The 25,241-nt window shown below is 67.3% G+C and carries 22 protein-coding genes and 1 pseudogene; 14 read left to right on the top strand and 9 right to left on the bottom strand.

From position 1 onward, the window contains the following. Window positions 1–13 precede the first annotated feature (13 nt). From E3T35_RS10680 to E3T35_RS10655, 6 genes are all read left to right on the top strand, one after another. Complete coding sequence (locus E3T35_RS10680) at window positions 14–1,396, top strand: DHA2 family efflux MFS transporter permease subunit (RefSeq protein ID WP_134345196.1); 1,383 nt, start codon at window positions 14–16, stop codon at window positions 1,394–1,396. Further along, window positions 1,393–2,379 carry a Gfo/Idh/MocA family protein gene (locus tag E3T35_RS10675; protein ID WP_134379012.1) on the top strand — a complete coding sequence of 329 codons (987 nt, stop codon included), beginning with the start codon at window positions 1,393–1,395 and terminating at the stop codon, window positions 2,377–2,379. Before E3T35_RS10680 ends, E3T35_RS10675 begins: the two co-directional genes overlap by 4 nt. Window positions 2,380–2,411: 32 nt before the next feature. After that, a complete protein-coding gene (locus E3T35_RS10670; RefSeq protein WP_241988812.1) occupies window positions 2,412–3,890 on the top strand; it encodes a D-alanyl-D-alanine carboxypeptidase/D-alanyl-D-alanine-endopeptidase in 1,479 nt (492 codons plus the stop codon). Window positions 3,891–3,909: 19 nt separating this feature from the next. Next, window positions 3,910–4,500 carry an isochorismatase family protein gene (locus tag E3T35_RS10665; protein WP_134379010.1) on the top strand — a complete coding sequence of 197 codons (591 nt, stop codon included), beginning with the start codon at window positions 3,910–3,912 and terminating at the stop codon, window positions 4,498–4,500. Continuing rightward, complete coding sequence (locus E3T35_RS10660; protein ID WP_241987740.1) at window positions 4,497–5,228, top strand: alpha/beta fold hydrolase; 732 nt, start codon at window positions 4,497–4,499, stop codon at window positions 5,226–5,228. Before E3T35_RS10665 ends, E3T35_RS10660 begins: the two co-directional genes overlap by 4 nt. Before the next feature lie 129 nt (window positions 5,229–5,357). Then, the gene (locus tag E3T35_RS10655) at window positions 5,358–6,800 is read left to right on the top strand and encodes an aldehyde dehydrogenase family protein (protein WP_134345193.1); all 1,443 of its coding nucleotides are present in this window, start codon (window positions 5,358–5,360) and stop codon (window positions 6,798–6,800) included. Between the two features lie 51 nt (window positions 6,801–6,851). On the opposite strand, the gene E3T35_RS10650 is transcribed toward E3T35_RS10655, so the two are convergent. Then, entirely contained in the window at window positions 6,852–8,381 is a 1,530-nt protein-coding gene (locus tag E3T35_RS10650) for a plasmid pRiA4b ORF-3 family protein (RefSeq protein WP_134379008.1), read from the bottom strand. Here E3T35_RS10650 and E3T35_RS19810 point away from each other — a divergent pair. Then, window positions 8,350–8,793 (top strand): annotated as a pseudogene (locus tag E3T35_RS19810) (GMC family oxidoreductase N-terminal domain-containing protein); the annotation flags it as partial. The gene E3T35_RS10650 and the pseudogene E3T35_RS19810 sit on opposite strands and share 32 nt — an antisense overlap. Window positions 8,794–8,963: 170 nt before the next feature. Then, entirely contained in the window at window positions 8,964–9,314 is a 351-nt protein-coding gene (locus E3T35_RS19805) for a GMC oxidoreductase (RefSeq protein ID WP_241987739.1), read from the top strand. Window positions 9,315–9,376: 62 nt separating this feature from the next. Here the strand turns inward: E3T35_RS19805 and E3T35_RS10640 are convergent, their stop codons facing one another. The 8 genes from E3T35_RS10640 to E3T35_RS10605 all read right to left on the bottom strand — a co-directional run bounded on the left by E3T35_RS10640 (window position 9,377) and on the right by E3T35_RS10605 (window position 18,302). After that, entirely contained in the window at window positions 9,377–10,723 is a 1,347-nt protein-coding gene (locus E3T35_RS10640) for an MFS transporter (protein ID WP_134345191.1), read from the bottom strand. Window positions 10,724–11,027: 304 nt separating this feature from the next. Continuing rightward, window positions 11,028–11,789: an IclR family transcriptional regulator gene (locus E3T35_RS10635; RefSeq protein ID WP_134345371.1), complete on the bottom strand. Its 762-nt coding sequence runs from the start codon at window positions 11,787–11,789 to the stop codon at window positions 11,028–11,030. Between the two features lie 26 nt (window positions 11,790–11,815). Beyond that, a complete protein-coding gene (locus tag E3T35_RS10630; RefSeq protein ID WP_134379006.1) occupies window positions 11,816–12,640 on the bottom strand; it encodes an HpcH/HpaI aldolase/citrate lyase family protein in 825 nt (274 codons plus the stop codon). After that, window positions 12,625–13,410, bottom strand: coding sequence for a 2-oxo-hept-4-ene-1,7-dioate hydratase (hpaH, locus tag E3T35_RS10625; RefSeq protein WP_134379004.1), 786 nt, complete (start codon window positions 13,408–13,410; stop codon window positions 12,625–12,627). Before hpaH ends, E3T35_RS10630 begins: the two co-directional genes overlap by 16 nt. Before the next feature lie 12 nt (window positions 13,411–13,422). Further along, complete coding sequence (hpaD, locus tag E3T35_RS10620; RefSeq protein ID WP_134379002.1) at window positions 13,423–14,499, bottom strand: 3,4-dihydroxyphenylacetate 2,3-dioxygenase; 1,077 nt, start codon at window positions 14,497–14,499, stop codon at window positions 13,423–13,425. A gap of 139 nt (window positions 14,500–14,638) precedes the next feature. After that, window positions 14,639–16,153 carry a 5-carboxymethyl-2-hydroxymuconate semialdehyde dehydrogenase gene (gene hpaE, locus E3T35_RS10615; protein WP_134345187.1) on the bottom strand — a complete coding sequence of 505 codons (1,515 nt, stop codon included), beginning with the start codon at window positions 16,151–16,153 and terminating at the stop codon, window positions 14,639–14,641. A gap of 2 nt (window positions 16,154–16,155) precedes the next feature. Then, window positions 16,156–16,863: a GntR family transcriptional regulator gene (locus tag E3T35_RS10610; RefSeq protein ID WP_134345186.1), complete on the bottom strand. Its 708-nt coding sequence runs from the start codon at window positions 16,861–16,863 to the stop codon at window positions 16,156–16,158. Next, the gene (locus tag E3T35_RS10605) at window positions 16,851–18,302 is read right to left on the bottom strand and encodes a fumarylacetoacetate hydrolase family protein (RefSeq protein ID WP_134379000.1); all 1,452 of its coding nucleotides are present in this window, start codon (window positions 18,300–18,302) and stop codon (window positions 16,851–16,853) included. The genes E3T35_RS10610 and E3T35_RS10605 overlap by 13 nt, the downstream gene beginning before the upstream one ends. Before the next feature lie 279 nt (window positions 18,303–18,581). On the opposite strand from E3T35_RS10605, the gene E3T35_RS10600 reads away from it, so the two are divergent. The 6 genes from E3T35_RS10600 to E3T35_RS10575 all read left to right on the top strand — a co-directional run bounded on the left by E3T35_RS10600 (window position 18,582) and on the right by E3T35_RS10575 (window position 25,230). After that, window positions 18,582–20,063 carry an NAD-dependent succinate-semialdehyde dehydrogenase gene (locus E3T35_RS10600; protein ID WP_134378998.1) on the top strand — a complete coding sequence of 494 codons (1,482 nt, stop codon included), beginning with the start codon at window positions 18,582–18,584 and terminating at the stop codon, window positions 20,061–20,063. Window positions 20,064–20,316: 253 nt separating this feature from the next. Continuing rightward, entirely contained in the window at window positions 20,317–20,871 is a 555-nt protein-coding gene (locus tag E3T35_RS10595; protein ID WP_241987737.1) for an RNA polymerase sigma factor, read from the top strand. Further along, the gene (locus E3T35_RS10590) at window positions 20,858–21,685 is read left to right on the top strand and encodes an anti-sigma factor (protein ID WP_134378996.1); all 828 of its coding nucleotides are present in this window, start codon (window positions 20,858–20,860) and stop codon (window positions 21,683–21,685) included. The genes E3T35_RS10595 and E3T35_RS10590 overlap by 14 nt, the downstream gene beginning before the upstream one ends. 102 nt (window positions 21,686–21,787) lie before the next feature. Then, window positions 21,788–23,098: a DUF4397 domain-containing protein gene (locus tag E3T35_RS19800; protein WP_241988811.1), complete on the top strand. Its 1,311-nt coding sequence runs from the start codon at window positions 21,788–21,790 to the stop codon at window positions 23,096–23,098. A 74-nt stretch (window positions 23,099–23,172) separates the two neighbouring features. Further along, entirely contained in the window at window positions 23,173–24,036 is an 864-nt protein-coding gene (locus tag E3T35_RS10580; RefSeq protein WP_134378994.1) for an RNA methyltransferase, read from the top strand. A 9-nt stretch (window positions 24,037–24,045) separates the two neighbouring features. Further along, the gene (locus E3T35_RS10575; protein ID WP_134378992.1) at window positions 24,046–25,230 is read left to right on the top strand and encodes a thiolase family protein; all 1,185 of its coding nucleotides are present in this window, start codon (window positions 24,046–24,048) and stop codon (window positions 25,228–25,230) included. Window positions 25,231–25,241 lie beyond the last annotated feature (11 nt).

Raw genomic sequence — 25,241 nt, 5'->3', positions numbered from 1 at the left:
GTTAACTCGGATCATGACAAGTTCTTCGGCCGGCACCCAAAGGCTCGTTCTCGTGGTCGCGGTGCTCGCCTCGTTCATCGCATTTCTCGACGGCACCGTCATCAATGTGGCCCTGCCAGCGATCACTCGTGAGCTCGGCGGCGGCATTGCCACCCAGCAGTGGGTCGTCGATGCCTACCTCATCACCCTGGGCGGCATCATCCTGCTCGCCGGTTCACTCTCCGACGCGTTCGGGCGTAAGCGGGTGCTGTTCTGGGGCCTCGTGGGGTTCGCCGCGGCATCCGTTCTCTGCGCCCTGGCACCGAGCGCCTTCTTTCTGATCGGCGCGCGTGGATTGCAGGGGGTGGCCGGTGCCCTGCTGGTGCCGAGTTCCCTGGCGCTTATCTTCAGCACGTTTTCCGGCGCCGGCCAGGCTCGCGCGATCGGCACCTGGACTGCCTGGACCAGTACCGCCTTCATCGCCGGCCCGCTCATCGGGGGTCTGCTGGTCGATCTCTCGTCGTGGCGGCTGGTGTTCGCCATCAACATCGTGCCCATCGCGGCGACCCTGTTTCTGCTGGCGCGCCTTCCCCGCGACCCTGCAGCGGATGCCGGCACCCGCGTCGACATCGTCGGCGCGGTACTCGGGGTGCTCGGCCTGGCCCTGCCCGTCTTCGCACTCATCGAACAGGGCAACTTCGGGTGGGGCAGCCCGGTCATCCTGATTCCACTCGTGGTGGGCCTCGTGTGCTTTGCCGCGTTCATCGCACACGAGCGCCGCACCCGGCAACCGATGATGCCGCTCAGCCTGTTCCAGGTGCGCAACTTCTGGGTGGGCAACGTGGCCACGACCTTCATCTACGCGGCCCTGTCGCTCGGCTCGTTCATTCTCGCGGTGTTCCTGCAGCAGGTCGGCGGGTATTCCGCGACGCTGGCCGGCCTGGCGTTGCTGCCCGTCAGCATCCTGAGCATTGCGCTGTCGGGTCTTGTCGGCCGGCTCGCCGGACGGTTCGGGCCGCGGCTGTTCATGTGCGTCGGCCCGATCACCGCCGGAATCGGCTTCTTCACCATGCTGCGGGTCGATCAGAGCGTCACCTACTTCAGCAGCGTGCTGCCCGGCGTCGTTATCTTCGGCCTGGGCCTGACCATCACCGTGGCCCCGCTCACCTCCGCCATCCTCGGCGCCATCGATCCCAGCCGGGCCGGCATCGCCTCGGCCGTCAACAACGCCCTATCACGGGTGGCGGGACTCGTCGCGATCGCAGCGGCGAGCATCATCGTAGGGCCGGTGCTCGACGTCGAGGGGTTCCATCGGGCCGCGATTGCCACCGGAATTCTGCTGGTTGGCGGCGGAATCGTGTCGGGCCTCGGCATCCAGAACGCAATGTCGGCGCCCGTGGATAAACTGCAGGCATGACGGCTCTCATTCGCTGGGGAATCCTGGCCACCGGCGGCATCGCCCACCTGTTCACTAACGACCTCGTGCAGAACGGCCACACGGTGCAGGCGGTCGGATCGCGCAGCCAGGCCTCGGCCGATGCTTTTGCTGCCGAATTCTCTATCCCCACCGCGCACTCCAGCTACGCCGATCTCGTGAACGACCCCGAGGTCGACGCCATCTACGTGTCGACCCCGCACCCCTTTCATGCCGAGCACGCACGTCTCGCGCTGAACGCCGGCAAACACGTGCTCATCGAGAAGCCCTTTGCGCTCAACGCTCGTGAAGCCCGGCAGATCGTCGACCTTGCCGCGAGCCGCGGAGTGTTGGTGATGGAAGCCATGTGGACGCGGTTTCTGCCGCACATGGCTCGTATCCGCGAGGTTCTCGCCGCCGGAACGCTCGGTGATGTGCGCAGCCTGCTCGCCGACCACACCCAAGATCTTCCCGACGACCCCGCGCATCGGCTGAACTCGCTCACCCTCGGCGGCGGCGCGCTGCTCGACCTCGGCGTCTACCCGGTGAACTTCGCGCACGCCGTGTTCGGGGTGCCCGACACGATTCTGGCCAGCGCCTCGTTCAAAGCCACCGGAGCGGATGCCCAGGTCGCCACCATCTTTCGCTACGCCGGCGGCCAGATCGCCACGACGTTCTCGGCCAGCGACACCCTCGGCCCCACCACGGCCTCCATCATTGGCACGAGCGGGCGCATCGATATCGACTCCGTTTGGTATGCACCGACCGGGTTTCGCGTGCTCGACAATCTTGGCGCCGTGCTCGAGACCTTTGTGCCGGCCGAGTTCGCTGGCCGCGGTATGCACTTCGAAGCGGTCGAGGTTGAGGCGCTGATTCGGGCCGGCAGAATTTCGAGCGACATCATGCCGGCCGAAGAATCCGTTGCGATCCTGGAGACCCTCGATGCCGTGCGCGCCCAGATCGGCTTGCGCTACCCGGACGAATAGCCTGCCAGAGGCCAGTCGGATACCATACGGAGGTGGACGAACCAGTGCAGACACCCGAACCCGCCACGGCTTCTACGGCCCCGCGCGGCGGCATCGCGGCCGTCTTCTTCCGGCACCGCCGGGCCTGGTTGATCGCCGCCGGCGCCCTGGTGTTCGTACTGCTGGGCAGTGGAGCAGTGTTCGCTGGAACGCAGACCGGCGGGAACGAGCCGGCTGCGGCATCCGCTGTTTCATCGTCGACGGCCACTCCGAGCCCGACGCCCACGGTGGATCCGGCCCGGCCGGTGCCCGCCGAGGCAACGACGGCCAGCCGTCTGCGCACCTGCTCGGTCGCCGGGCTCGCCGCCGACACGCGCCTCGCCGATTTTCAGGCGCAGGTCGTCAACGCCACCACCGGCGAAGTTCTGTTCGACCGCGGCGGCACGACGTCTTCCCGAACGGCGAGCGTTATGAAGGTGCTCACCTCGGCCGCCGCGCTCAACGTGCTGGGCAGCGACTACCGCGCCACCACCCGCGTCGTGAAGGGCGCCGAACCCGGCCAGATCGTGCTCGTCGGCGGCGGAGACCTGACGCTGTCGCGCCTGCCCACAGGCCAGGAGCCGTTCTATACCGGGGCAGCCCACCTCGACGACCTCGCCACCCAGACCATGGTCGCCTGGGCCGCCGACCCGGCCAACCCGCCGATCACCTCCCTCGTGCTCGACTCCTCCTACTTCTCCGGCCCCGACTGGGACGACGGCTGGGCCCGCACCGAACTCGGCCTCGGCTACATGCCCGAAATCACGGCCCTCATGGTGGACGGCGACCGCAACGAACCCACCCGCAGCACCTCCGCTCGTAGCGAAGACCCGATTGCCCGGGCCGGGCAGGCCTTCGCCGACGCCCTCGGCGGCGGACTCACGATCAGCCAGGCCACGGCCCCGGCCGGCGCCGCCCAGCTCGGCGCCGTGCAGTCCGCGCCGGTGTCCACGCTCATTCAGCAGTCCCTCATCGTGAGCGACAACACCATCGCCGAAATGCTCGCCCGCCTCGTCGCCATCGAAAACGGTGCCGGCAACTCCTTCTCCGCACTGCAGCAGGGCATCGTTGGCGGGCTTGCCGCCTATGGCATCGACACGACCGGCATGATCATCAAGGACGGCTCCGGGCTCAGCCCGAACAACGCCGTATCGCCGGCCTACCTCACCGCCCTGTTCGTGAAGGTCAACGCGCGTGAAGGCAACCTGGGCGTACTGTTCGACGGCCTGCCAGTCGCCGGCGGTCCGCGCGGATCCCTCTCCTACAGCGACCGTTTCGCTGGCGCGAACTCCGCTGCCGACGGCGCCGTCTTCGCCAAAACCGGCTGGATCGACACCGGCTACACACTCGCCGGCGTCATCCACTCCGCCGACGGCACCCCGCTTACCTTCGCCGTCTACGCGATCGGTAACGTCAGCTCGAACGCAAAAATCGCCATTGACACCCTGACCACCGGCTTTTATCACTGCGGCGATAATCTGTCCAACAACTGACCATTCGTAAGGAGAACTCGTGACCCGTGCACTGTTCATCATCGACGTTCAGAACGATTTCACCGAGGGCGGTGCGCTCGGGGTTGACGGCGGTAGCGCGGTCGCGGCGGGCGTGAGCGCGCTGTTGGCGCAGCATCCGCTCGCCTATAAATATGTCTTCGCCTCGCGCGACTGGCATGACATCGGCAACGACAACGGCGGTCACTTCGCCCGCGATACCGCTCCCGACTATGTCACGACCTGGCCGGTGCACTGTGTGGCTGGAACGGCGGGCGCCGAATATCACAAAGCTCTCACAACGGATGCGGTGACCTTTCACATTCGTAAGGGCCAGGGCAAGCCCGCGTACTCCATCTTCGAGGGCACTACCGAGGCCGGGCAGACCGTGGGCGCACTGCTTAGCGAGCACGGAGTCACCGACGTTGACATCGTCGGCCTCGCCACCGACTACTGCGTGCGGGCTTCCACCCTCGATGCCCTCGAGCACGGCCAGCACGTGCGCGTGCTGACTGACCTCGTGGCCGGGGTCGCCGCCGAATCCACCCAGGCCGCCCTCGCCGAGATGGCGCACGCCGGCGCGGTGTTCGCCACGAGTGACGCCGTCGAGTGACGGAGTTCGCGAGACGGCTCGACGGTGTGCGCATCGCCTTCGACGCCACGCCGGGAGAGCGGCCGGTGCTGCTCGTGCACGGTTTCGCCTCGACTGCCGCGGTTACCTGGGGCGGTTCCGGCTGGGTGCGCGCGCTAGGCGAGGCGGGGCGCGGGGCGATCACACCCGACCTGCGCGGTCACGGGCGCAGCGACAAGCCGCATCGTGCCGCTGATTACGCGCCCCGGCAACTCGCCGCCGACCTCGTGGCCGTGCTCGACGCCCTCGAACTTGACCGGGTCGACGTGATCGGATATTCCATGGGATCGCGGGTGGTCGCCGGCCTGGCCCGGCTGGCGCCGGAGCGCGTGCGGCGACTCGTGCTCGGCGGAGCGGGTCCGCTCGAACTGTTCGAGACCTGGGACCAGGGTGAGGTCAACCGGTTCGTTGTCTCGGGTCAGCTGCCCGCCGACCCGACCATCGCAGCGGTTCTCGGCCCGGCAATCGCGGCCGGTGCCGACCGCGAGGCGCTGTTGGCGTGCGTGCAGGGGGTCGCGGGTTTCACGCTCGACGTGCCCGCCGGCATCCCGCAGCTCTTTGTCGCCGGCGGTGCCGACCAAATTCCCGCCGGGGTAGCCGCACTCGCGGTCGAGCGCGGCGCGCAGTACCTCGAGCTGCCTGGCCGCACCCATGTCAACGCGCTGACGTCGCGTGAGTTCAAGCAGGCGGCGCTGGAGTTTCTGGCCTGACCATCGGCTCGTGCACGATGTGCGCGGGATGGCGAGTGGGCAGCGCTCTCGTGCAAGTGGATGTCGGTGCTCGCGCATACGGTGGAGCCACGGCGGGACTGAAGACGCCGCACTCAATGTGGAGGACTCATGACAACGAACGACACCCTGGCCACCCCGACACTCGACACCTTCGACGGGCTGCTCGCCGCCATCACTCCCACAACGGGTGAGACGCGCGAGATTCTCGACCCCGCGACCGGCGCGGTGGTCGGTCTCGCCCCGGTGCACACCGTCGACGACCTCGAAGCCGCCATCGCCGCGGCAACGCTGGCCCAGCCGGCCTGGGCCGCGCTCGGGCACACCCAGCGCAGCGCCGTCATGGTGCGCGCCGCCGACGCGATCGATGCAGCAGCCGAGGCCCTCGCCCAGCTGCTCTCCCGCGAACAGGGTAAACCCCTCAACGGCCCCAACGCGCGGTTCGAGGTGGGCGGAGCATCCGCTTGGCTGCGCACGGCCGCGGCGACCCCGCTGGAGTCTGAGGTACTCATCGACGACGGCACCACCCACGCCGCGATCACCTACCGCCCAATCGGCGTCGTCGGCGCGATCGGACCGTGGAACTGGCCGATGATGATTGCTATCTGGCAGATCGCGCCCGCGCTACGCATGGGCAATGCCGTCGTGGTGAAGCCCTCCGAGTACACGCCGCTCAGCGTGCTCGCTCTCGTCGCAGTGCTCAACCAGGTTCTTCCCGAAGGCCTCGTCACCGTCGTCTCCGGCGGCCGTGCGATCGGCGCTGGCCTCGCCGCGCACCCCGGCATCGGCAAGGTCATGTTCACCGGCTCGACCGCGACCGGCAAAGCCATCATCAAGAGCTCGGCCGACACGGTCAAGCGCCTCACCCTCGAGCTTGGCGGCAACGACGCCGGAATCGTACTCCCCGACGCCGACCCGGAGGCCATCGCCGAAGGATTGTTCTGGGGCGCGTTCATCAACACCGGCCAGACCTGCGCAGCGCTCAAGCGCCTCTACGTGCACGATGAAATCTACGACGCGGTCTGCGACGCACTCACAGCGGTCGCCGCGAAGATGCCGATGGGTGTCGGAATCGAGGAGAACAACGTGCTCGGCCCGCTGCAGAACCAGGCCCAGTTCGACATCGTTGCCGGCCTCGTGCAGTCGGCGAAAGACTCCGGAGCGCGCGTGCTCATCGGCGGCAACCCCGACCTGGCGGCGCCCGGCTTCTTTTACCCGACAACGCTCATCGCCGACATCGACGACGACAACCCGCTCGTGTGTGAGGAGCAGTTCGGGCCGGCACTTCCGATCATCCGCTATACCGACCTGGACGATGTCATCGCCCGCGCCAACAGTGTCGACGTTGGGCTGGGCGGTTCGGTCTGGTCGAGCGACCTCGTCGCCGCGCGCGCGGTCGCCGCTCGCCTGGAAACCGGCACGGTGTGGATCAACGCGCACGGCGCGGTGCACCCGATGATTCCGTTCGGCGGAGCCAAGCAGTCCGGCTACGGACTCGAGTTCGGTGTCGAGGGCCTCAAGGCGCTGGGTGTGCCGCAGGTCATCAACGGCTAGCCGTCCGCTGAAGAAACAGGGCCCTCGCTACCGGCGAGGGCCCTGCTGTTGTCAGGCCCAGGTCATGAGCGCAGCGCGCGCCAGCATCCGCGCGCGTGCGGTGTCGAGCCCGCTCGAATCCGACCCCACCGGCGGCAGAAGCTGTCCCAATCCGGCCCAGCCGAGCACTTCCCGAGTGTCGAAGGCATCCTGGAGGGCATACAGATTGCCGTACTGCCCACCTCCCCCGTAACTCCAGCCGATCATTGAACTCAGCTGGTCGATCTGCTCCATCACGTGGTGCAGATTCTCGGTCTCGCCGGCCGCAACGATCAGGAGCAACAGCAGCGCTATTTCCGAGCCCGCTGCGGTGCGCTCTGCCGGCAAGGACGCGGCCAGATACTTCAGCAAGGCCACCGGATCATCTTGCAACTTTCGGCCGCGCGCCGAGAGCCGTAATTCCCCCTTGAACTTGCGGGTCAGCCCCAGCAGAGTCACGGTCTCGCGTAATTGCAGCACCGGGTAGGTCTGCACCTCACGATTAGCCGGGCCACGCCACCGATGCCCCGGGTCCATGGTCGTCATGATCGTACGCACCGCTCGGGGAGGCAAATAGCCGGCCTCGGTGAAGCGGATGCCGTCGCCCACCAGCCCGAGAAACGTGCGGATCACTGCCGTGGCCGCTTCTGCCTCGCCGAGGTCGATCGGCAGCGACACGTCCGCGGCGGCCAAATAGCCCGCGAGAACCTGCTGCGCTCCAGGGCTTTGACCTGCCACAAGAAGGGCGAGCGCCGACGGCCCCTTCGGGCCAACCGGCTGGGCGCGCAACCAGTCCAGGGCGGCTGTCGAACCCGCCAGGCGGTCCAGACCACGATTGATGCTGTCGAGGTCGATCTCGTCGACGAAACCGGTCAGACCAAGAAAACGCACGGTCTCCCACTGCTCCGGGTACCCGTGGCCCGGACCATCGGCAACCAGCGCGAGCACTTCCTCCCAGCCATTCACTCCGCCTACGTCTTCGGCAGGCCCCTGGCGCGCTCCGGCGACGCAGCGAGCCGCAGTCGAGGCATCCGCTTGCGGCTCGACGGACTCCAGGGTGAGCAGGTGCTCCCAGTCGTCGCCGAAATCATAGGTATAGAGGAGGGTGTCGCCAGGAGCAGTCAACAGCTGGTCGACGCGCACCTCGCTCTCGAGAATGCCGATGTCACCTTCGGTCACATCGAACGGAGTGAGGATACCCTCGAACTCGCGGCCGAGCGGGTCGTGGGTGAGCGCGAATCGGTGCAGGTGGCTATTGGTGAAGCCGAAGGCCACCTGCAAGACGTCGTGCAGCACATCGAGGGTGAGGTGGGCCGGAACGACCAGCTTTCGCCAGAGCGGCGACGTCGTGCCGACCAAGTCAACGCGCAGGCGAAATTGCGTTGGCCCGGCGGTCACCGGGTGTAGTGGAAGGGGTTTCGTGCCTCGGTCACCCCAGGAGAGGTCGGTGGGCACGGATTGCACACTGGCGTCGTGGTCGTCGGCAGCAATCCGGTACGCAGCCTGCGCGCGGAACGCGGCCAGATCGGTGATGTTGTCCGGGTCAGAGGGCAGGTTCGGCATCCACCGACGATACCCCGACCTGGCCCGCCACCCCTACTCACTGGGATTACGCGCGCGTTTGCCGGACGGGTGCCGTTGGCGAGAAGCGAAACGCCGCCAGGGCGAGTTGTGGCTGAGCCCGGACGACTGGGGGTACTTCACCACTCCGCAAAAGCAAGCCTTCGAGCGTCGGCTGCACTGGCCCCGAGGTCGGGCGCTCGGGGGATCGCTCTCCCTCAACGCGTCGATCTACGTGCGCGGTGCGGCCCACGATTTCGACCAGTGGGAAGCCCAGGGTAATCCAGGTTGGGATTGGAATGACGTACTGCCGATCTGCCAGCGACTGGAGAACTGCGACGGACCAGCATCGGCTACTCGCGGTGTCGGCGGCCTGCTGGATGTCACGACGGATTATCCCAAACACCCGATTCAGGATGCTGTACTCTGCGGCGGCGACGTTGTGCTGGCCGGAGGCGCCTTGGATTCCCCGCGCATTCTGTTGCATTCGGGCATCGGACCCGCTCGTGACCTCGAGGCCCTCGGCATCCCCGTGGTGTTCGACCTGCCGGGAGTGAGCGAAAACCGGTCGCCGAGGTCGGGGAAGTGGGCCGACAGGCGGCGCTCGCCGAAGAGGGGGGTGCCGAGGAGGTCTACCCCGGTCCCCGGGTGCCGGCCGACGACATTGAGGCGTACGTGCGTCGCACCGCGATCACGTACCACCACCGGGTCGGTACCTGCAAAATGGGCGTGGACCCGATGGCCGTCGTCGCACCAGATCTGCGCGTGCACGGGTTGGCGGGGCTGATGGTTGCCGACGCGTCCATCATGCCGACGGTGACCACGGGGAACGCGAACGCTCCGTCCATGATCATCGGTGAAAAGGTGGCGACCTTTCTGATCGATTCGAGCCGCCGGGTGAAGCGCCACGAGGAGGATGCCGGGGTGCGGGTCTAACCCGAAATACACCGTGCCGCCCGGGATGAAACCCGGGCGGCACGGTCAGGATGAACGGGTGGTTACTCGTGGGTGCTGACGCCCAGCGGAACCCCGCGGGTCTCCTTCACGAGGGTCACCGCGACAAAGGAGATCGCGGCGAGCACCATGAGATAGACGCCGATCGAGACGGACTGGCCGGTCTGATCGAGCAGCAGCTGGGCGATCAGCGGGGCGAAGGCTCCACCGAGAATCGCGCCGAGGGCGTAACCGATCGACACGCCGGAGTAGCGCACCTGGGCCGGGAACATTTCGGCGTAGAGGGCGGCCTGTGGGCCGTAGGAGAGGCCGAGTCCGCTCGCCAGAATGATGAGCGAGAGCGCGAACCAGACGATGTCGCCGGTGTCGATGAGCAGGAACATCGGGATTGCCCAGATGAAGAGAAACGCGTAGCCGATCTGAAAGGTGCGCACTCGGCCGATTTTGTCTGAGAGGATGCCGCCGGCCATGGTTGACGCGAGCCAGAACACGGCCGCAACGGTGCTCGCGATGAGAACCGGGGTGCGCTCCATGCCGAGTCCGCCGGCCTCGGCGGGCTTGGTGGCGTAGGAGCTGAAGAATGCGATGAGCATGTAGCCGGCCGCGTTGTTGGCGATGAAGATGAGTGCGGTGAGGATGACCTGACGAGAGTGGTTCTTGAACAGCTGCTTGAGCGGTGCTGCGGACTCTTTTTTGCGGGTCTGCATTTCCTTGAAGACCGGGCTCTCGGCGACAGCGCGGCGGATGACCCAGCCGACAACGATGAGCAGCACGGAAACCAGGAACGGGATGCGCCAGCCCCAGCTGAGGAACGCTTCCTCGCTCATCGAGGTGGTCACGGCGATCATGACGCCGGTGGCGAGGATGAGGCCGACCGGAACACCGATCTGCGGGTAAGCGCCGAAGAATCCGCGCTTTTGGATCGGTGCGTGCTCGACGCTCATGAGCGCGGCACCACCCCATTCGCCGCCGGCCGAGAAGCCCTGCAGGATACGCAGCACGATGAGGAGGAGGGGCGCCCAGACGCCGATCTGGTCGAAGGTCGGCAGCAGGCCGATGAGGGCGGTGGCCGCGCCCATCATGACGAGAGTGAAGACCAGCATTGCCTTGCGGCCGATCCGGTCGCCGAGGTGGCCGGCGACGATCGCGCCGAGCGGTCGGAACAGAAAACTGATGCCGAGCGTGGCCCAGGAGATCAGCTGCGCGAGGCCAGCATTTTCGCCGGCGAGCGGGGCGAAGAACAGGCCGGCCAGAACGAGGCCCGCGGCCTGGGCGTAGATGAAGAAGTCGTACCACTCGATGGTGGTACCCACCATTGTGCCGGCGAGTACCCGCCGTTCTTCGTTCCGTTTAGCGCTGGTTGCCTGCGTGCGCTCGGTCGTTAAAGCCATGGAATACTCCCTCGTATCTCACTGCGGTGCTGGGTCGGGTGCTGCTGCAAAGTGTGTGGATCGTGCGGAGAAAAACCGGCACTGGGGCAGTATGGCAGGAAAATCAAGGATTACCTACCTTTTGGTCAGTATTGTTATTTTCGCGGGTGCCGGTACACCGGAGTGTGCGCTGTTCGGGGTTGTGCTGAAGCATGCCGGGTGCTGCGCGTTAGTTTGAAGGGAATGTCCTCCCAGAAATCCGCCGTGATACGGGCTCGCACCCCACTCGGCGTGCTGATCGCCGGCGGTAGTCGTTCCAGGGTGGTCAGCGCAGCTCGGCGACGATCGTGCGCGCGGCCTCGGCGAGTACAGCGCCAATGTCGGTGGGGGAGTGCAGACTCGAGATGTAGACGACGGCGAGAGAGGCGGGTGATTCCCCGGGAACGGCCAGTGGCACGGCGATCGACGACAGGCCGGGAATGACCTCGTCGTGGCTGGAGGCATAGCCGAGAGCTGCGACCTCGCCGGCCTCGCTGCGCCGGGTTTCGGCGTGGCCGAGCGCGGACCACTGGGCGGCGTTCAGGCCGGATTGGATGGCGATTCCCGGTGCGCCCATGTGCAGCGGATGCCGCGTGCCTGGCCGTTGCGCGACCGTCGCGTGGGCCTGCCGCGACTCGACGCTGACCAGAGTGACCACTTCGCCCTGGTCGAGCACGGCGACGAACGCGGTCATACCGAGATCATTGGCGATGCGGGTGAGCACCGGCAGCGCCGCCGCCTGCAGGTCGCGGGACACCCCGCGGGCCAGGGCCGCCAGACGCGCACCGAGCCGTACCAGTCCGGCCGAGTCGCGAAGGACGAGGCCATGATCTTCCAGCGTGCGCAGGATGCGATACGCGATCGAACGATGCACGTCGAGGGCGGCGGCAAGAGCGACGATGGTCATCGGCTCGTCGGTTTCGGCGAGAATCTCCAGCACCCGGATGCCGCGCGACAGGGTTTGCGAGTGGGCGGCGGGCGCGCGGGGCGAAGGCGCCGGCGCATTTGCTCTCGTACTGCTGCCGCCGGTCTCGGTGAATTCAGGAATCGACACCCTCTTATTCTCGCAGTCGGTCAATAACTCGGCCGCTGACCGGCCTCATCCGCCGACTCCGTGTCGGGCCGGATGAACGTGGCGGCGAGCTTCTCCGAAGCCCGGGCGAGGATGGCCACGTCGGCACCCACAAGCACGAAACTGGCGCCGGCCGCCAGATAGCGCTCGGCGGTGGCCGGAGCGAAGGCATTCACTCCCACGGGTTTGCCGAGCGCCGTTACGGCGCGAATGCAGCGCAGGGCTGAGGCGACGACGTCGGGATGGTCCTGCTGGCCGAGCAGGCCCATCGAGGCGGCGAGGTCGGACGGGCCGATGAACAGGCCGTCGATGCCGTCGACGGCGGCGATCTCGGAAACGTTGGCCACGGCATCCGTCGTCTCGATCTGCACGAACAGTGCGATCGTCTCGTTGGCGCGTGCCAGGTAATCGTCGATGCGGTTCCACCGGGAGGCCCTGGCGAGGGCGCTGCCGACGCCGCGAACCCCGTGTGGCGGATAGCGCACGGCGGCCACCATCTCGCGGGCCTGCTCGGCCGTGTCGATCATGGGAATGAGCAGGTTCTGCGCGCCGAGGTCGAGCAGTTGCTTCACGATGACGCGCTCGCCGGTCGGAGCGCGCACCAACGGCACGATCGGGTAGCCGTGCACGGCCTGCAGCTGGCTGAGGGTCGACTCCAGTCCGTTGGGGCTGTGTTCGGTGTCGATCAGAAGCCAGTCGAGGCCGCTGCCGGCGCAGATTTCGGCCATGAGTGGGCTGCCGGAGCACACCCACATGCCGACCTGCGCACGATCGGAGCCCGCGAGAACGTCGCGGAAGGTCGGCTCTGCGGCTACTCGAATCGGCATGTGATTGCTCCCAGGGGTCCATAGTCGGCGTGCACGGTGTCGCCCTGCTCCACCCACATCGGGCGGGTGAACGAACCGGCCAGGATGATCTCCCCGGCCTCGAGGCTGGTGCCGTGCTGGGCGAGCTTGTTCGCCAGCCAGTAGACGCCGGCGGCGGGGTGGTTCAGCACGGCCGCGGCCACCCCCGATTCTTCGATGGTCTGGTTGCGGTAGAGCAGCGCAGACACCCAGCGCAGGTCCACGTCGCCGACCTTCACCGGCGTGCCGCCCAGCACCATGCCGCCCATCGCCGCGTTGTCGGAGATGGTGTCGACGATGGTGCGACCGGGCATCTCGATGCGCGAGCTGAGAATCTCGAGCGCCGGAACCACGTAGTCCGTGGCGTCCAGCACATCGAACAGGGTGCAGTTCGGCCCGGACAACGGCTTGCCGAGCACGAACGCGAGCTCGACCTCGATGCGTACGTTCGAGAAACTGTCGAAGCGGATGCTCGTTCCATTTTCGTAGATCTCGTCCGCGAAGATCACACCGTAGTCGGGCTCGGTGATGCCGGTCGCAACCTGCATGACCTTGGAGGTCAGACCGATCTTGCGGCCGACCAGCCGGCGGCCGGCCGCGATGCCGCGTTCCTTGCACAGGCTCTGCACGGCGTAGGCGTCTTCGACGGTCATGCCGGGGTAGCGGGTGGTCAGCAACGGAACCGTTGACCGGGTTCGGCCGGCCGCGATGAGTTCGTCGGCGATCTCTTCAATGACTGACTGGTCAAGCATGCGCGCTGCTCTCTAGAGGGTCGTGCCGAGTTTGAAGCCGGCGAGCTCGTCGTCTTTGCGGGTGTACGAGAAGCCGTCGGCGCCGACGGTGACGGCCATTTCGCTGGATTCGGTACGCTCGATGACCGGTTGCGGATTGCCGTCGAGGTCGAGCACGAGCGAGGCATCCGTGTACCAGCTCGGCACGACGGGGTTGCCCCACCAGTCGCGGCGCTGGTTGTCGTGCACGTCCCAGGTGACGACGGGGTTGTCGGGGTCGCCGGTGTAGTAGTCCTGCGTGTAGATCTCGACGCGGTGGCCATCGGGGTCGCACAGGTACAGGTAGAACGCGTTTGAGACGCCGTGGCGGCCCGGTCCCCGCTCGATCAGGTCGCTCTTGCGGAGAGCCCCGAGCTTGTCGCAGATGTAGATGATGTTGTGCTTCTCGTGGGTCGAGAACGCAATGTGGTGCATGCGCGGCCCGTTTCCACCGGTGAGCGCAGTATCGTGCACGGTGTCCTTGCGGCGCATCCAGGCGGCGTAGGTGACGCCGTCGGAGTCCTGGATATCTTCGGTGACGCGAAAGCCCAGGTCTTCGAGGTATTTGCGGCCGCGGCCGACGTCGGGGGTGACCTGGTTGAAGTGGTCGAGGCGCACCAGCGCGCCCGGGCCCTGCAGGTCGTAGCGCCAGGCGAGGCGTTCAACGTGGGTGGTGGCGAAGAAGAATTCGTAGGGGAAGCCGAGCGGGTCTTCGACGCGCACGCTGTCGCCGATTCCCTTGACAAAGCCCTCGGTGCGGCGTTCGGTACGGCAGCCGAGCTCCTTATAGTAGGCCTCGGCGAGGTCGACGTCTTCGGGGCTGCGCACCCGGAACGCCATCGCGGCGACGGCGGCAATGGGCCCCTGGCGCAGCACGAGATTGTGGTGGATGAATTCTTCGAAGCTGCGCAGGTAGATCTCGGTGTCGCTCTCCTCGGTGACGACGAGGCCGAGAATGTCGACGTAGAACTCGCGGGAGCGGGCCAGGTCGGTCACGACGATGTCCATGTAGGCGCAGCGCAGGATGTCGGGCGGGGTTGCGGTGGGGGTGGGGATCGGGCTGAGTGTCATGGGGTTCTCCTCGTTGAGGTTTCTACAGTGGATGCGTGGGGCTGGCTATCAAGACCGCCAGCGCTGGTCCTGCGGCCGGGCCCACCTTATGAACGCGGGCCCAGTTTATAAACGGGCCCCGTCCCTGGGTGGGGCGGGACTAGTTGCCGCCGAAGCGGGGCGTGTGCACGGGGGCGAGTGTGATGTGCACGGCCTGTGAGTCGGTGTAGAAGTCGATCGACCGGTAGCCGCCCTCGTGCCCGAGGCCGGAGGCTTTGACGCCGCCGAACGGGGTGCGCAGGTCGCGTACGTTGTGCGAGTTCAGCCACACCATTCCGGCATCGACCGCCTGGGCGAAGTTGTGGGCGCGAACGAGGTTAGTGGTCCAGATGTACGCAGCCAGCCCGTACTTCACGCCATTGGCCAGGGCGAGCGCTTCGGCATCCGTTTCGAAGGGGGTGATGGCCACGACCGGGCCGAAAATCTCCTCCTGAAAGATGCGGGCGGTCGGCGCGACATCCGCGAAGACCGTGGGGGAGACGTAGTTGCCATCGGCCAGCCCTTCGGGGCGGCCGCCGCCGGCCAGCAGCCGACCCTCGGTCTTGCCGATTTCGACATAGCTCATGACCTTCGCGTAGTGCTCGGGGTGCACGAGCGCGCCGACCTCGGTCTTCGGGTCGTGCGGGTCGCCGACCACGATTGCCTGGGCGCGGGCCGCATAGCGGGCGCAGAAGTCGTCGTAGATGGAGCGCTCAACCAGGATGCGGCTCGACGCGGTGCAGCGCTCGCCGTTGAGTGAGAACACGCCGAACAGGGTGGAGTCGATCGCGGCGTCGAGGTCGGCGTCGGCAAAGACGACGGCGGGCGACTTGCCGCCGAGCTCCATCGACATGCCCTTGAGGTTCGCGGCGCAGTTGCGGTAGATGGTCTGGCCGGTCGTGGTCTCGCCGGTGAAGGAGATGAGGGGCACATCCGGATGCTTGACCAGCGCATCGCCGGCCTCCTCACCGATGCCGTTGACCAGGTTGAAGACGCCGTCGGGCACCCCGGCCGTGCGGAAGATCTCGGCCCAGAGGCTCGCCGACAGCGGCGTGAATTCGGCCGGTTTCAGCACGACGGTGCAGCCGGAGGCGAGCGCGGGTGCGAGCTTCCAGCTTTCGAGCATGAACGGGGTGTTCCACGGGGTGATCAGCCCGGCCACGCCGACCGGCTTGCGGTTGACGTAGTTGATCTGGCGGCCTGGCACCTTGTAGGTGTCGTCGGCCTGCGCCACGATCAGGTCGGCGAAGAAGCGAAAGTTCTCGGCCGCGCGCTGCGCCTGGCCGAGTGCCTGGGTGATCGGCAGGCCGGTGTCGAAGGTTTCGAGTTCGGCGAGCCGGGCGTCCTGCGCCTCGACGGCGTCGGCGATCGCGTGCAGCACCCGGGCGCGGGCGCGGGGCAGCATACGCGGCCAGGGTCCGTTATCGAAGGCGTCCTTGGCGGCGGCGACGGCCAGATCGATGTCGGCCTGCTGGCCGGCGGCCGCGGTGGCGTAGGTCTGGTTCGACACCGGATCGAGCACGTCGAAGGTTTCGCCGCCGACACTGTCGACAAATTTTCCACCGATGAAATGACGGATGCTGGTGGGCAGGTCGGCGGGGACGTAGTGCGTGGTCTGGACAGACGTCTGCGTCATCGTCAGGCTCTCTTTCTCGGGGACGGTTCGGGGGCTGAGTGGGGGTGATGCGATTTCTGGTAATCGAGGAAGGCATCCAGTGTGCCGGTGCGGTGTGCGCGCGCGGCCAGCTCGAGCGTGAGCGCGTCGGAGCCCGACTCGATCAGCTGCAGCAGGTTTTCGTGCTCCGCAACGGAGTCGCGGGCGCGGCCGGGCACAAAGCTGAAGGTCGAGTCGCGCAGCACTTTCATGCGGTTCCATCCGCGGTGCACGAGGTCGAGGATGTGCGGGTTCGGGCAGTTCTCGAACAGGATCGAGTGAAAGTCGAGGTTCAGTTCGGTGAACCGGTGTGGGTTCAAGTCTTCGAGGGAGGCGGCCATTGCCTGGTTGACCGAGCGGGCGCGTTCGATGTCGGCGGCGGTGATGAACGGTGCCGACAGCGCGGTCGCGACCCCCTCGACGACACTCAGGGTCTGCATCGTGTAGAGATATTCGGTCTCCTCGAGCATGGCGACCTGCGCGCCGACGTTGCGCTCGAAGGTGACCAGCCCCTCCGCTTCGAGGCGACGAATCGCCTCCCGCACCGGGACGACGCTGACACCGAGCTCCTTGCCGATTGCGCCCAGCACCAGGCGGTAGCCCGGCGTGAAGGTTCCATCGGAGATGCGCGCCTTCACCCACTGATAGGCGAGTTGCGACTTGCTGACCGACGGCGCTGTTACTGCAGCCATTGCTGGTACCGTCCCTTCCACTTCGCGTTCATCGGGTACAGCCCGTCGACGCCCTCGCCGGCGGCGACCATCTCGGCGATGAAGGTTTCCTCGCGCTCCTGCTCGATGGCGTCGGCGACGACCTCCTCGATCAGGTGCGGCGGAATCACGAGGATGCCGTCGGCGTCGCCGACGATCACATCGCCCGGCTGCACGGCCGCGCCGCCGCAGGCGATGGTGAGGTCGGTGTCCCACGGCACATGCTTGCGGCCGAGAACGGCAGGATGCGCGTTGGCGAAGTAGGTGGGAATTTTAAGGGCGGTGACGGCGGCGACGTCGCGCACCCCGCCATCCGTCACCAAGCCGGCCGCGCCGTTCACCTGGGCGCGGAGGGCGAGGATGTCGCCGACGGTGCCGGTGCCGGTCTCGCCGCGGGCCTCGATCACGAGCACATCGTCGGGGCGGAGGGAGTCGAAGGCGCGCTTTTGGGCGTTGTAGCCGCCGCCATGAGAGATGAAGAGGTCTTCCCGGTTGGGAATGAACCGCAGGGTGCGAGCGAGACCGACCAAACGTTCGCTCGGACGAGTGGACTGCAGCCCGTCGATTGAGACGTTATTCAGACCGCGTTTGCGCAGCTGGGAGCTGAGCGTGGCGGTGCCGACCGAGTTGATTTTCGCCTTGAGCTCATCGGTCAGAAGTGTCTTCGTGGGCAGCCCGGCGGCCTCCGCTGATCCCCACGCCTCGGCCCGTTGCAGATCGTCGATCTTCGGGCCGGCGCCGTATTCGGCCATCGCGACAATGCCGGCGACGACGGGCGTGACCAGTCGACCGGTGCTCGGCGCGCCGGGCGCGGTGGGGGCATCCACTTCGACCTCGACCACGTCGCCGGGCTGCACGACGGAGGAACCGGCGGGGGTTCCGGTGAGAATCACGTCGCCCGGTTCGAGTGTCATCAGCTGGGAGAGGTCGGCGACCAGACGGCCGAACCCAAAGGCCAGTTGCGCCGTGGTGTCGTCCTGCACCAACGCGCCATTGACCCAGGTGCGCACCCGGAGGGCATCCGGTTGAATGTCCGTGGCGTTGATCACGTTCGGGCCGAGCGGGGTGAAGCCGTCGCCGCCCTTGGACTTCAGATTCGAGCCCTTGTCGGCGTAGCGCAGGTCGTAGACACCGAAATCGTTGGCGGCGGTGACGCCGGAGACGGCCGCCCAGCCTTGCTCTGGAGTTACCCGACGGATGCTGCGGCCGATGATCAGGGCGATCTCGCCCTCGAAGGCCAGCAGTTCGGTGCCGGCCGGGCGTTCGATCGGGATGCCGGAGGCGCTCACCGAGCTGCCGGGCTTCAGAAAGTACGACGGCTGCTCCGGCGTGCGACCGCGCTGGGCAATGCGGGAGGGATAGTTGAGGTGCAGGGCGATCACCGTGCCGGGGGTGCCGGTGAATGGTGCGGGGTTCTGCATGTGATGTCCTCTCGCGGCGCTGCGTGTGTATTTGAAATCATATACGATCACTCGAAAGATGCAACCCCTTCTTCAGCGTGAGGGTGCGCCGTTACGCCCCAACCGTGCGCCGGTCGACAAGCCGGCCATAAGGGTCGCGCGTAGCGTGGCCGCGCACCACGCCAGCATGATCGTTCCCGTGATGTTCAGCTGAACCACAAGCGCTCAGCGCCCCTGTTGGTGGGCGCAGCTAGGCTATTACCGTCAGATAGACGGGCAGACAAAGTATTGGGAGATGCAATGACGGTTGTTACCGAAGCGCCAACGAACGAATCCGAGCTGCTCGCTCGCGTCCCGAACCAGCTCTACATCAACGGCAAGTGGGTCGCCGCCACCGGCGGCCGCACCCTCAATGTCACTGACCCGGCCACCGGCCGCGTCATCAAGACCATCGCCGACGCGAGTGTGGCCGACGGCACTGCAGCCCTCGACGCCGCCGACGCCGCCCAGGCCGACTGGGCTGCGACGCCGGCCCGGGTGCGGGGTGAAATTCTGCGCCGCGCCTTCGACCTGCTGCAGGAACGCAAGCAGGAGTTCGCTCTGCTCATGACCATCGAAATGGGCAAGCCGCTGCCCGAGGCGCTCGGCGAGGTCGCCTACGGCGGCGAATTCCTGCGCTGGTTCAGCGAAGAAGCGGTGCGCATCAGCGGCCGCTACGGCACCAACCCCGAGGGCACCGGTCGTATGATCGTCACCCAGCATCCGGTGGGCCCGTGCTTTCTGATCACCCCGTGGAACTTTCCGCTCGCCATGGCGACGCGCAAAATTGCCCCGGCGCTCGCCGCCGGCTGTACCGTCGTCGTCAAGCCGGCCGCGCTCACCCCGCTAACCACCCTGCACTTCGTGGCCCTGCTCGAAGAGGCTGGCCTACCCGCGGGCGTCGTCAACGTCATCACGACGTCGCAGTCCGGCGCGGTGTCCGAACCGATCATCGCCGACCCGCGCCTTCGCAAGCTCAGCTTCACCGGGTCGACCGCGGTCGGCAAGTCGCTGATCAAGCTCTCCGCCGAGAACGTGCTGCGCACCTCGATGGAGCTCGGCGGCAATGCACCGTTCGTCGTCTTCGCCGACGCCGACCTCGACAAGGCCGTCGATGGCGCGCTCATCGCCAAGTTCCGCAACATCGGCCAGGCCTGCACAGCGGCCAACCGCTTCATCGTGCACGAGTCCGTCGCCGCCGAATTCGCCCGCCGCATCACCGAACGCGTTGAAGCGTTCCAGATCGGCCGTGGCACAGAGGCCGGCATCACCATCGGCCCGCTGATCGATGGCAAGGCCGTCGCCAAGGCCGATTCCCTGGTGCAAGACGCCCTCACCCGTGGCGCGACCCTGCTTACCGGCGGCGCCGCCATCGAGCGCGAGGGAACCTTCTATGCGCCCACGGTACTGACCGACGTCAAGGCCGGCAGCGTTATTCTGCGCGACGAAATCTTCGGCCCTGTGCTGGCAATCAGCACGTTCACCGACGAAGCGGATGCCGTGCGCCTCGCCAACGACACCGAGTTCGGCTTGATCAGTTATGTGTTCACGACCGATCTCGCGCGCGGCCAGCGCATGATCGAGAAGCTACAGACCGGCATGATGGGCCTGAACACCGGCGTCGTCTCCAACGCCGCCGCACCGTTCGGCGGCGTCAAGCAGTCCGGCCTCGGCCGCGAGGGCGGGCTCGAGGGAATCCAGGAGTATCTCTCGACGAAGTACACGCTCACGCCGACGCCGTAGAGCCGTGAGCTGCGGCAGGGTGCATCCGTTTCGCCCTCGAGGAGAGAAATAAAGGAGTAAGTGGTTTCCCGCCCCGGGAAGGGCCACAGCAAGCGACGTCGGGTTTGCTGCTGTGGCCCCTTTGCTCGAGCGGGTACCGCAACCGAGTCGAAGGAAACTCACTATGCTGGTGCGCGCGGAGGTTGACACCCGGAGTGTCCGGCCGAAGCGCCCCTGCCCGGTTCGTGTTTCGGCCCGAAGGACCCACACTCACGTGAGCGCACCCACCGACGATGACGCGGCTCTGGCCCGCGCCTTTCAGGACGGTGATGAGCGTGCCCTCGCTGCGGCTTACGCGCGCTGTTCGGCCCTGGTCTTCACGATCGCCGTGCGCTCCCTCGCCAATGCGGCTGACGCCGAGGACGTCACCCAGAAGGTGTTCATTGCCGCCTGGCGGGGGCGATCCGGGTTCGACCCGGCCCGTTCCCGCCTGCCGGCCTGGTTGATCGGAATCACGAGGCATGTGGTCGCCGACACCCACGAGGCCCGTAGCCGACAGCGACGGCTAGAAGAGTCCATCGCGGCGACCATCCCCGCCCATCGGGTCGACGACAGCGTGAGCGTGGTCAACCGGGTGCTGGTCGGCGACGAAATCGACCGGCTCGAACCGGTGCCACGGCAGGTGATGCGCCTGGCCTTTTTCGACGATCTCACCCAGGTGCAGATCGCCGACAGTCTCGGGCTGCCGCTCGGCACGGTCAAGAGCCACATGCGGCGCAGCCTGACCCGCCTCCGCACCCGGCTGGAGGTGTCCGATGACTCCTATTGATTGCGCCCACATCGCCGCGGACGACTTGCACCTGCTCGCTCTGACCGAACAGGGCGCGAGCGCCGGCGAGCGTGCCCACCTCGCTGCCTGCGCCGAGTGCGCGGAGGAGTACCTCTCCCTGCGGCAGGTCGTGCAACTCGGTCGTGCCGCCGGGTCCGATCCGCTGCTCACGCCGCCGGCGGGGGTCTGGGCGGGCATCCATGCCGAGCTGGGGCTGAGCGATGCTGTGCGCAGACCGCCGTCGTTCGCGAACACCCCTGAGTTGATGGATGCTGCGCCCCCGCCCCGCGCATCCGCTTCGCCGGTCGTCGCGTCCCTGCCGGTCGAATCGACGCCCGAATCGTTGAGCGCGCCAGCACCGGTTCGGCTGCTGCCCCGCCGCCGCTGGGTGCCGTTCGCGGCGGCCGCCGGCGTGATCGGCCTGGTCGGCGGCATCGCCATCGGTGTCGCGAGTACCACCGGCCCGCCGCCCGAGCAGGTCGTGGCCGAAGCATCCCTGGACGCCCTGCCCGGCTGGACCGCGAGCGGCTCGGCCCGGGTCGAGCAGGCCGCCGACGGCCGCCGCTCGGTTGTGGTTGACCTCGACGCGGCAGCCATCCCGGGCTCGGGCCTGCGCGAGGTCTGGCTGCTCAAAGCGGATGCCTCCGGCCTGGTCAGCATCGGTTTCCTCGACGGTTCCACCGGCCGCTTCACCATCCCGGCGAGCGTCGACCTCACCCAGTACCCGCTGGTCGACGTGTCGGCCGAACCCGCCGACGGCGACCCGGCCCACTCCGGCGACTCGATCGTGCGCGGAGCGCTGCACAGACTCTGATTGCGAAATACTTGCTGCCGGTGCATCCGAAACGCGCCCGGCCGGAGAAGTTGTTACCAGGAAGGCACAGCCGCCTTCCGTAACGACCCACTGGAGGTAGCAATGCGCAAGTCCCTCGCCGTCGGAATCTCCGCCGGCCTTCTCGTCGCCCTCGCCGGGCTCGCGCCGGCGCAGGCGGCCGTGCCGGCAGCATCCGCTTCGCCGGGTACGGCATCCGTCTCGGTGCTGCACGCCATTCCCGGGCTCTCCCTCGACATCTCGGTCGACGGCCGCGTCGTCGTCGACGACTTCATGCCGGGAACCCTGCTCGGCCCGCTGAAGATCGCGGCCGGCACCCACACCGTCGACATCTCCGCGTCGAACCCGCTCGAGGTGGGCGTGGGCGCGAACGGCGTTCCGCTGCCCGCGATTGCGATCAGTGGTTCAACCACCGTGACGGTCACGGCCAATCGAAGCTTCACGGCCGTGGCCCACCTGAGTGACGCCGGCCTCCCCACCGCCACCCTGTTCAACGACGACACCACGCCGTTGGCGCCCGGGCAGGGTCGCCTCACAGTGCGGCACGTTGCGGCCGCACCCGCCGTCGACGTGCTCGCGAACGGCGCGGTCGCCGTCGCCGGCCTGACCAATCCGTCGCAGGCCGTGCTCGACCTGCCGGTCGGCTCAATCAGCGCCGTCGTTGCCGCCGCCGGAACCACCGCGCCGCTGCTCGGCCCGGCCGACGTCACGATCGCCCCGCGCACCAACACCATCGTCTATGCGTGGGGGAGTCTCGCCGACAGCAACCTCGCATTGTTCGTGCAGACGGTGCGCACGCGGGCCGCAGCGCCGGCATCCGTTTCGGTGCTGCACGCCATTCCGGGTGTCGTCGTCGACGTGTATGTCGACAACACCAAGGTCATCAACGACTTCGAACCCGGCACCCTCACCAAGACGTTCCGCATTCCGGCCGGCAGCTACACCCTCGCCATCACCGCAGCGGATGCCGTCGACGCGAGCGCTCCGGTGATCGGCCCGGTCGACCTCGTGGTTGCGTCCGGTATGAACTACACGGCTGTCGCCCACCTGAGTGAGGCCGGAGTTCCGACCGCTACCCTGTTCACCAACGACACCTCGGCGCCCGGCGCCGGCCAGGGTCGGCTCACGGTTCGTCACGTCGCGGCCGCACCCGCCGTGGACGTGCTGGCCAACGGCGCCCCGGCCATCACCGGCCTGACCAATCCGAACGAGTCAGTGCTCGTGCTGCCGGTCGGCACCATCTCGGCTGCGGTTGCCGCTGCCGGAACGACCGCAGCGCTCATCGGCCCGGCCGATGTGGTCATCGCCAAGAGAACCAACACGATCGTCTACGCCTGGGGCAGTCTCGCCGACGGTACCCTCGCGCTCGCCGTGCAGACGGTGGCCACGAAGTAATCCGAGCCACACGTGCAGCAGAACTCCCGCAGGCTTCGGCCTGCGGGAGTTCTGCCTTTCACTAGACTTTGCGGATGCCCCTGATCGCGATCGACGAGCTGAGCGACCCGCGACTGGTCGACTTCGCCCACCTCACCGATGTCGCGCTCAAGAAGGCCCGCGGCACCGAGCACGGCCTCTACATCGCCGAATCGGCCCTTGTGCTTGAGCGCGCGCTGCGCGCAGGTCACATTCCGCGGTCGGTGCTGGCGCTCGGCAATACGGCTGATGAAGCACTCGCGGTGCTCGGCGACTACGCGGCCGAGGTTCCGGTGTTCGTCGGCCCAGGAGAAATGCTCGCCGACCTCACCGGGTACATTCTGCATCGCGGCCTGATCGCGTCGATGAACCGGCCCGCGCTGCCCAGCGCCGACACCCTGCTAGCCGGTGCGCGCCGCATCGTGATCCTCGAAAACGTCTCGGACCCGACCAACGTCGGCGCCATCTTCCGCTCGGCCGGTGCCATTGGAGCGGACGCAATTCTGGTCACACCGCGCTGCTCCGACCCGTTCTACCGCCGCGCCATTCGCGTGTCGATGGGCACGGTGCTGCAGGTGCCGTGGACCCGCGTCGGGGACTGGACCGACACCCGCGCCTTGCTCACCCGGCATGGTTTTCACCTGGCCGCCCTCGCGCTGACGCCTGATGCGGTCAGCCTGCGCGACTTCGACGGCACCAGCCACGAGCGCCTGGCCCTGCTGCTCGGCGCCGAGGGGGAGGGGCTCACGCCCGAGGCGCTCGCCGCGTCGGACAGCGTCGTGCAGATTCCGATGAAGCACGGCATCGACTCGCTCAACGTCGCCGCAGCGAGCGCCGTCGCGATGTGGGCGCTGTCCGGGGAACGCTCGGCGGGCATCCGCTCACCGGCCGGTGGGCACGCGCCCGCCGAGCGGGCCTAGGCTGGGGTCATGAGCAATGAGGCTGTCATCATCGATGTTCTGCGCACCCCCTCGGGCCGGGGTAAGCCCGGGGGAGCCCTCGACGGCATCCATCCGGCCGACCTCCTGGCCACCGTGCTGCACGAACTGGTCAACCGTAACAACCTCGACCCGGCACTGATCGACGACGTCATCGGCGGCTGCGTCAGCCAGGCCGGAGAACAGGGGAACAACGTTACCCGCACCGCCCTGCTCAGCGCCGGATTTCCGCACACCGTACCCGGCACCACCATCGACCGCCAGTGCGGGTCCAGCCAGCAGGCCGCCACCTTTGCCGCCCAGGCCGTGATGAGCGGCAACGCCGACGTCGTCATCGCCTGCGGCGTTGAATCGATGAGCCGGGTGCCGCTCGGTTCCACGGCCGGCGGACAGGACCCGTTCGGCACCCTCATGCACGAGCGTTACCCCGACGGCCTGGTCAACCAGGGAGTGTCCGCAGAGCTCATCAACCAGAAATGGAATCTCGGCCGCGACGCCCTCGACAACTACGCGGCCCGCTCGCACCGGCTCGCCGCAGCGGCCGCCGAACGAGGCGACTTCAGTGGCGAAATCGTGGCCGTCACCCGGCCAGACGGCAGCGTCTTCAGCGAGGACGAAACCATCCGCCCCGGCACCTCGCACGCCGGGCTCGCCGGCCTGCGCCCCGCCTATCGCACCGACGCGCTCGCCGCCCGGTTTCCGAAGCTTGGCTGGCATGTCACGGCCGGCAACTCGTCCCCGCTCACCGACGGCGCCTCGGCGACCCTGATTATGAGCGCCAAGCGGGCCGCGCAGCTCGGCCTGAACCCCCGCGCCCGCTTCCATAGCTTCACCGTTGTGGGAAGCGATCCGATGCTCATGCTGACCGGCGTGATTCCGGCGACCCAGCGCATCCTCGCGCGGGCTGGCCTCGGCATCGACGACATCGACGCCTACGAGATCAACGAGGCGTTCGCGAGCGTGCCGCTGGCCTGGCTGCGCGAGACCGGTGCTGATCCCGACTGCCTCAACCCGCGCGGCGGTGCCATCGCCCTCGGCCACGCGCTCGGTTCCTCGGGCACCCGACTGCTTGGCACCCTGCTCAACCACCTCGAAATGACCGGCGGTCGTTGGGGCCTGCAGGCCATGTGCGAGGGCGGCGGCATGGCCAATGCCACCCTGATTGAGCGGCTCTAATGCGCGATTTC

Source organism: Cryobacterium sp. TMT1-2-2 (assembly GCF_004403505.1).
GTDB classification, from domain to species: domain Bacteria; phylum Actinomycetota; class Actinomycetes; order Actinomycetales; family Microbacteriaceae; genus Cryobacterium; species Cryobacterium flavum.
This window is presented reverse-complemented; position numbering and strand designations above follow the sequence as displayed.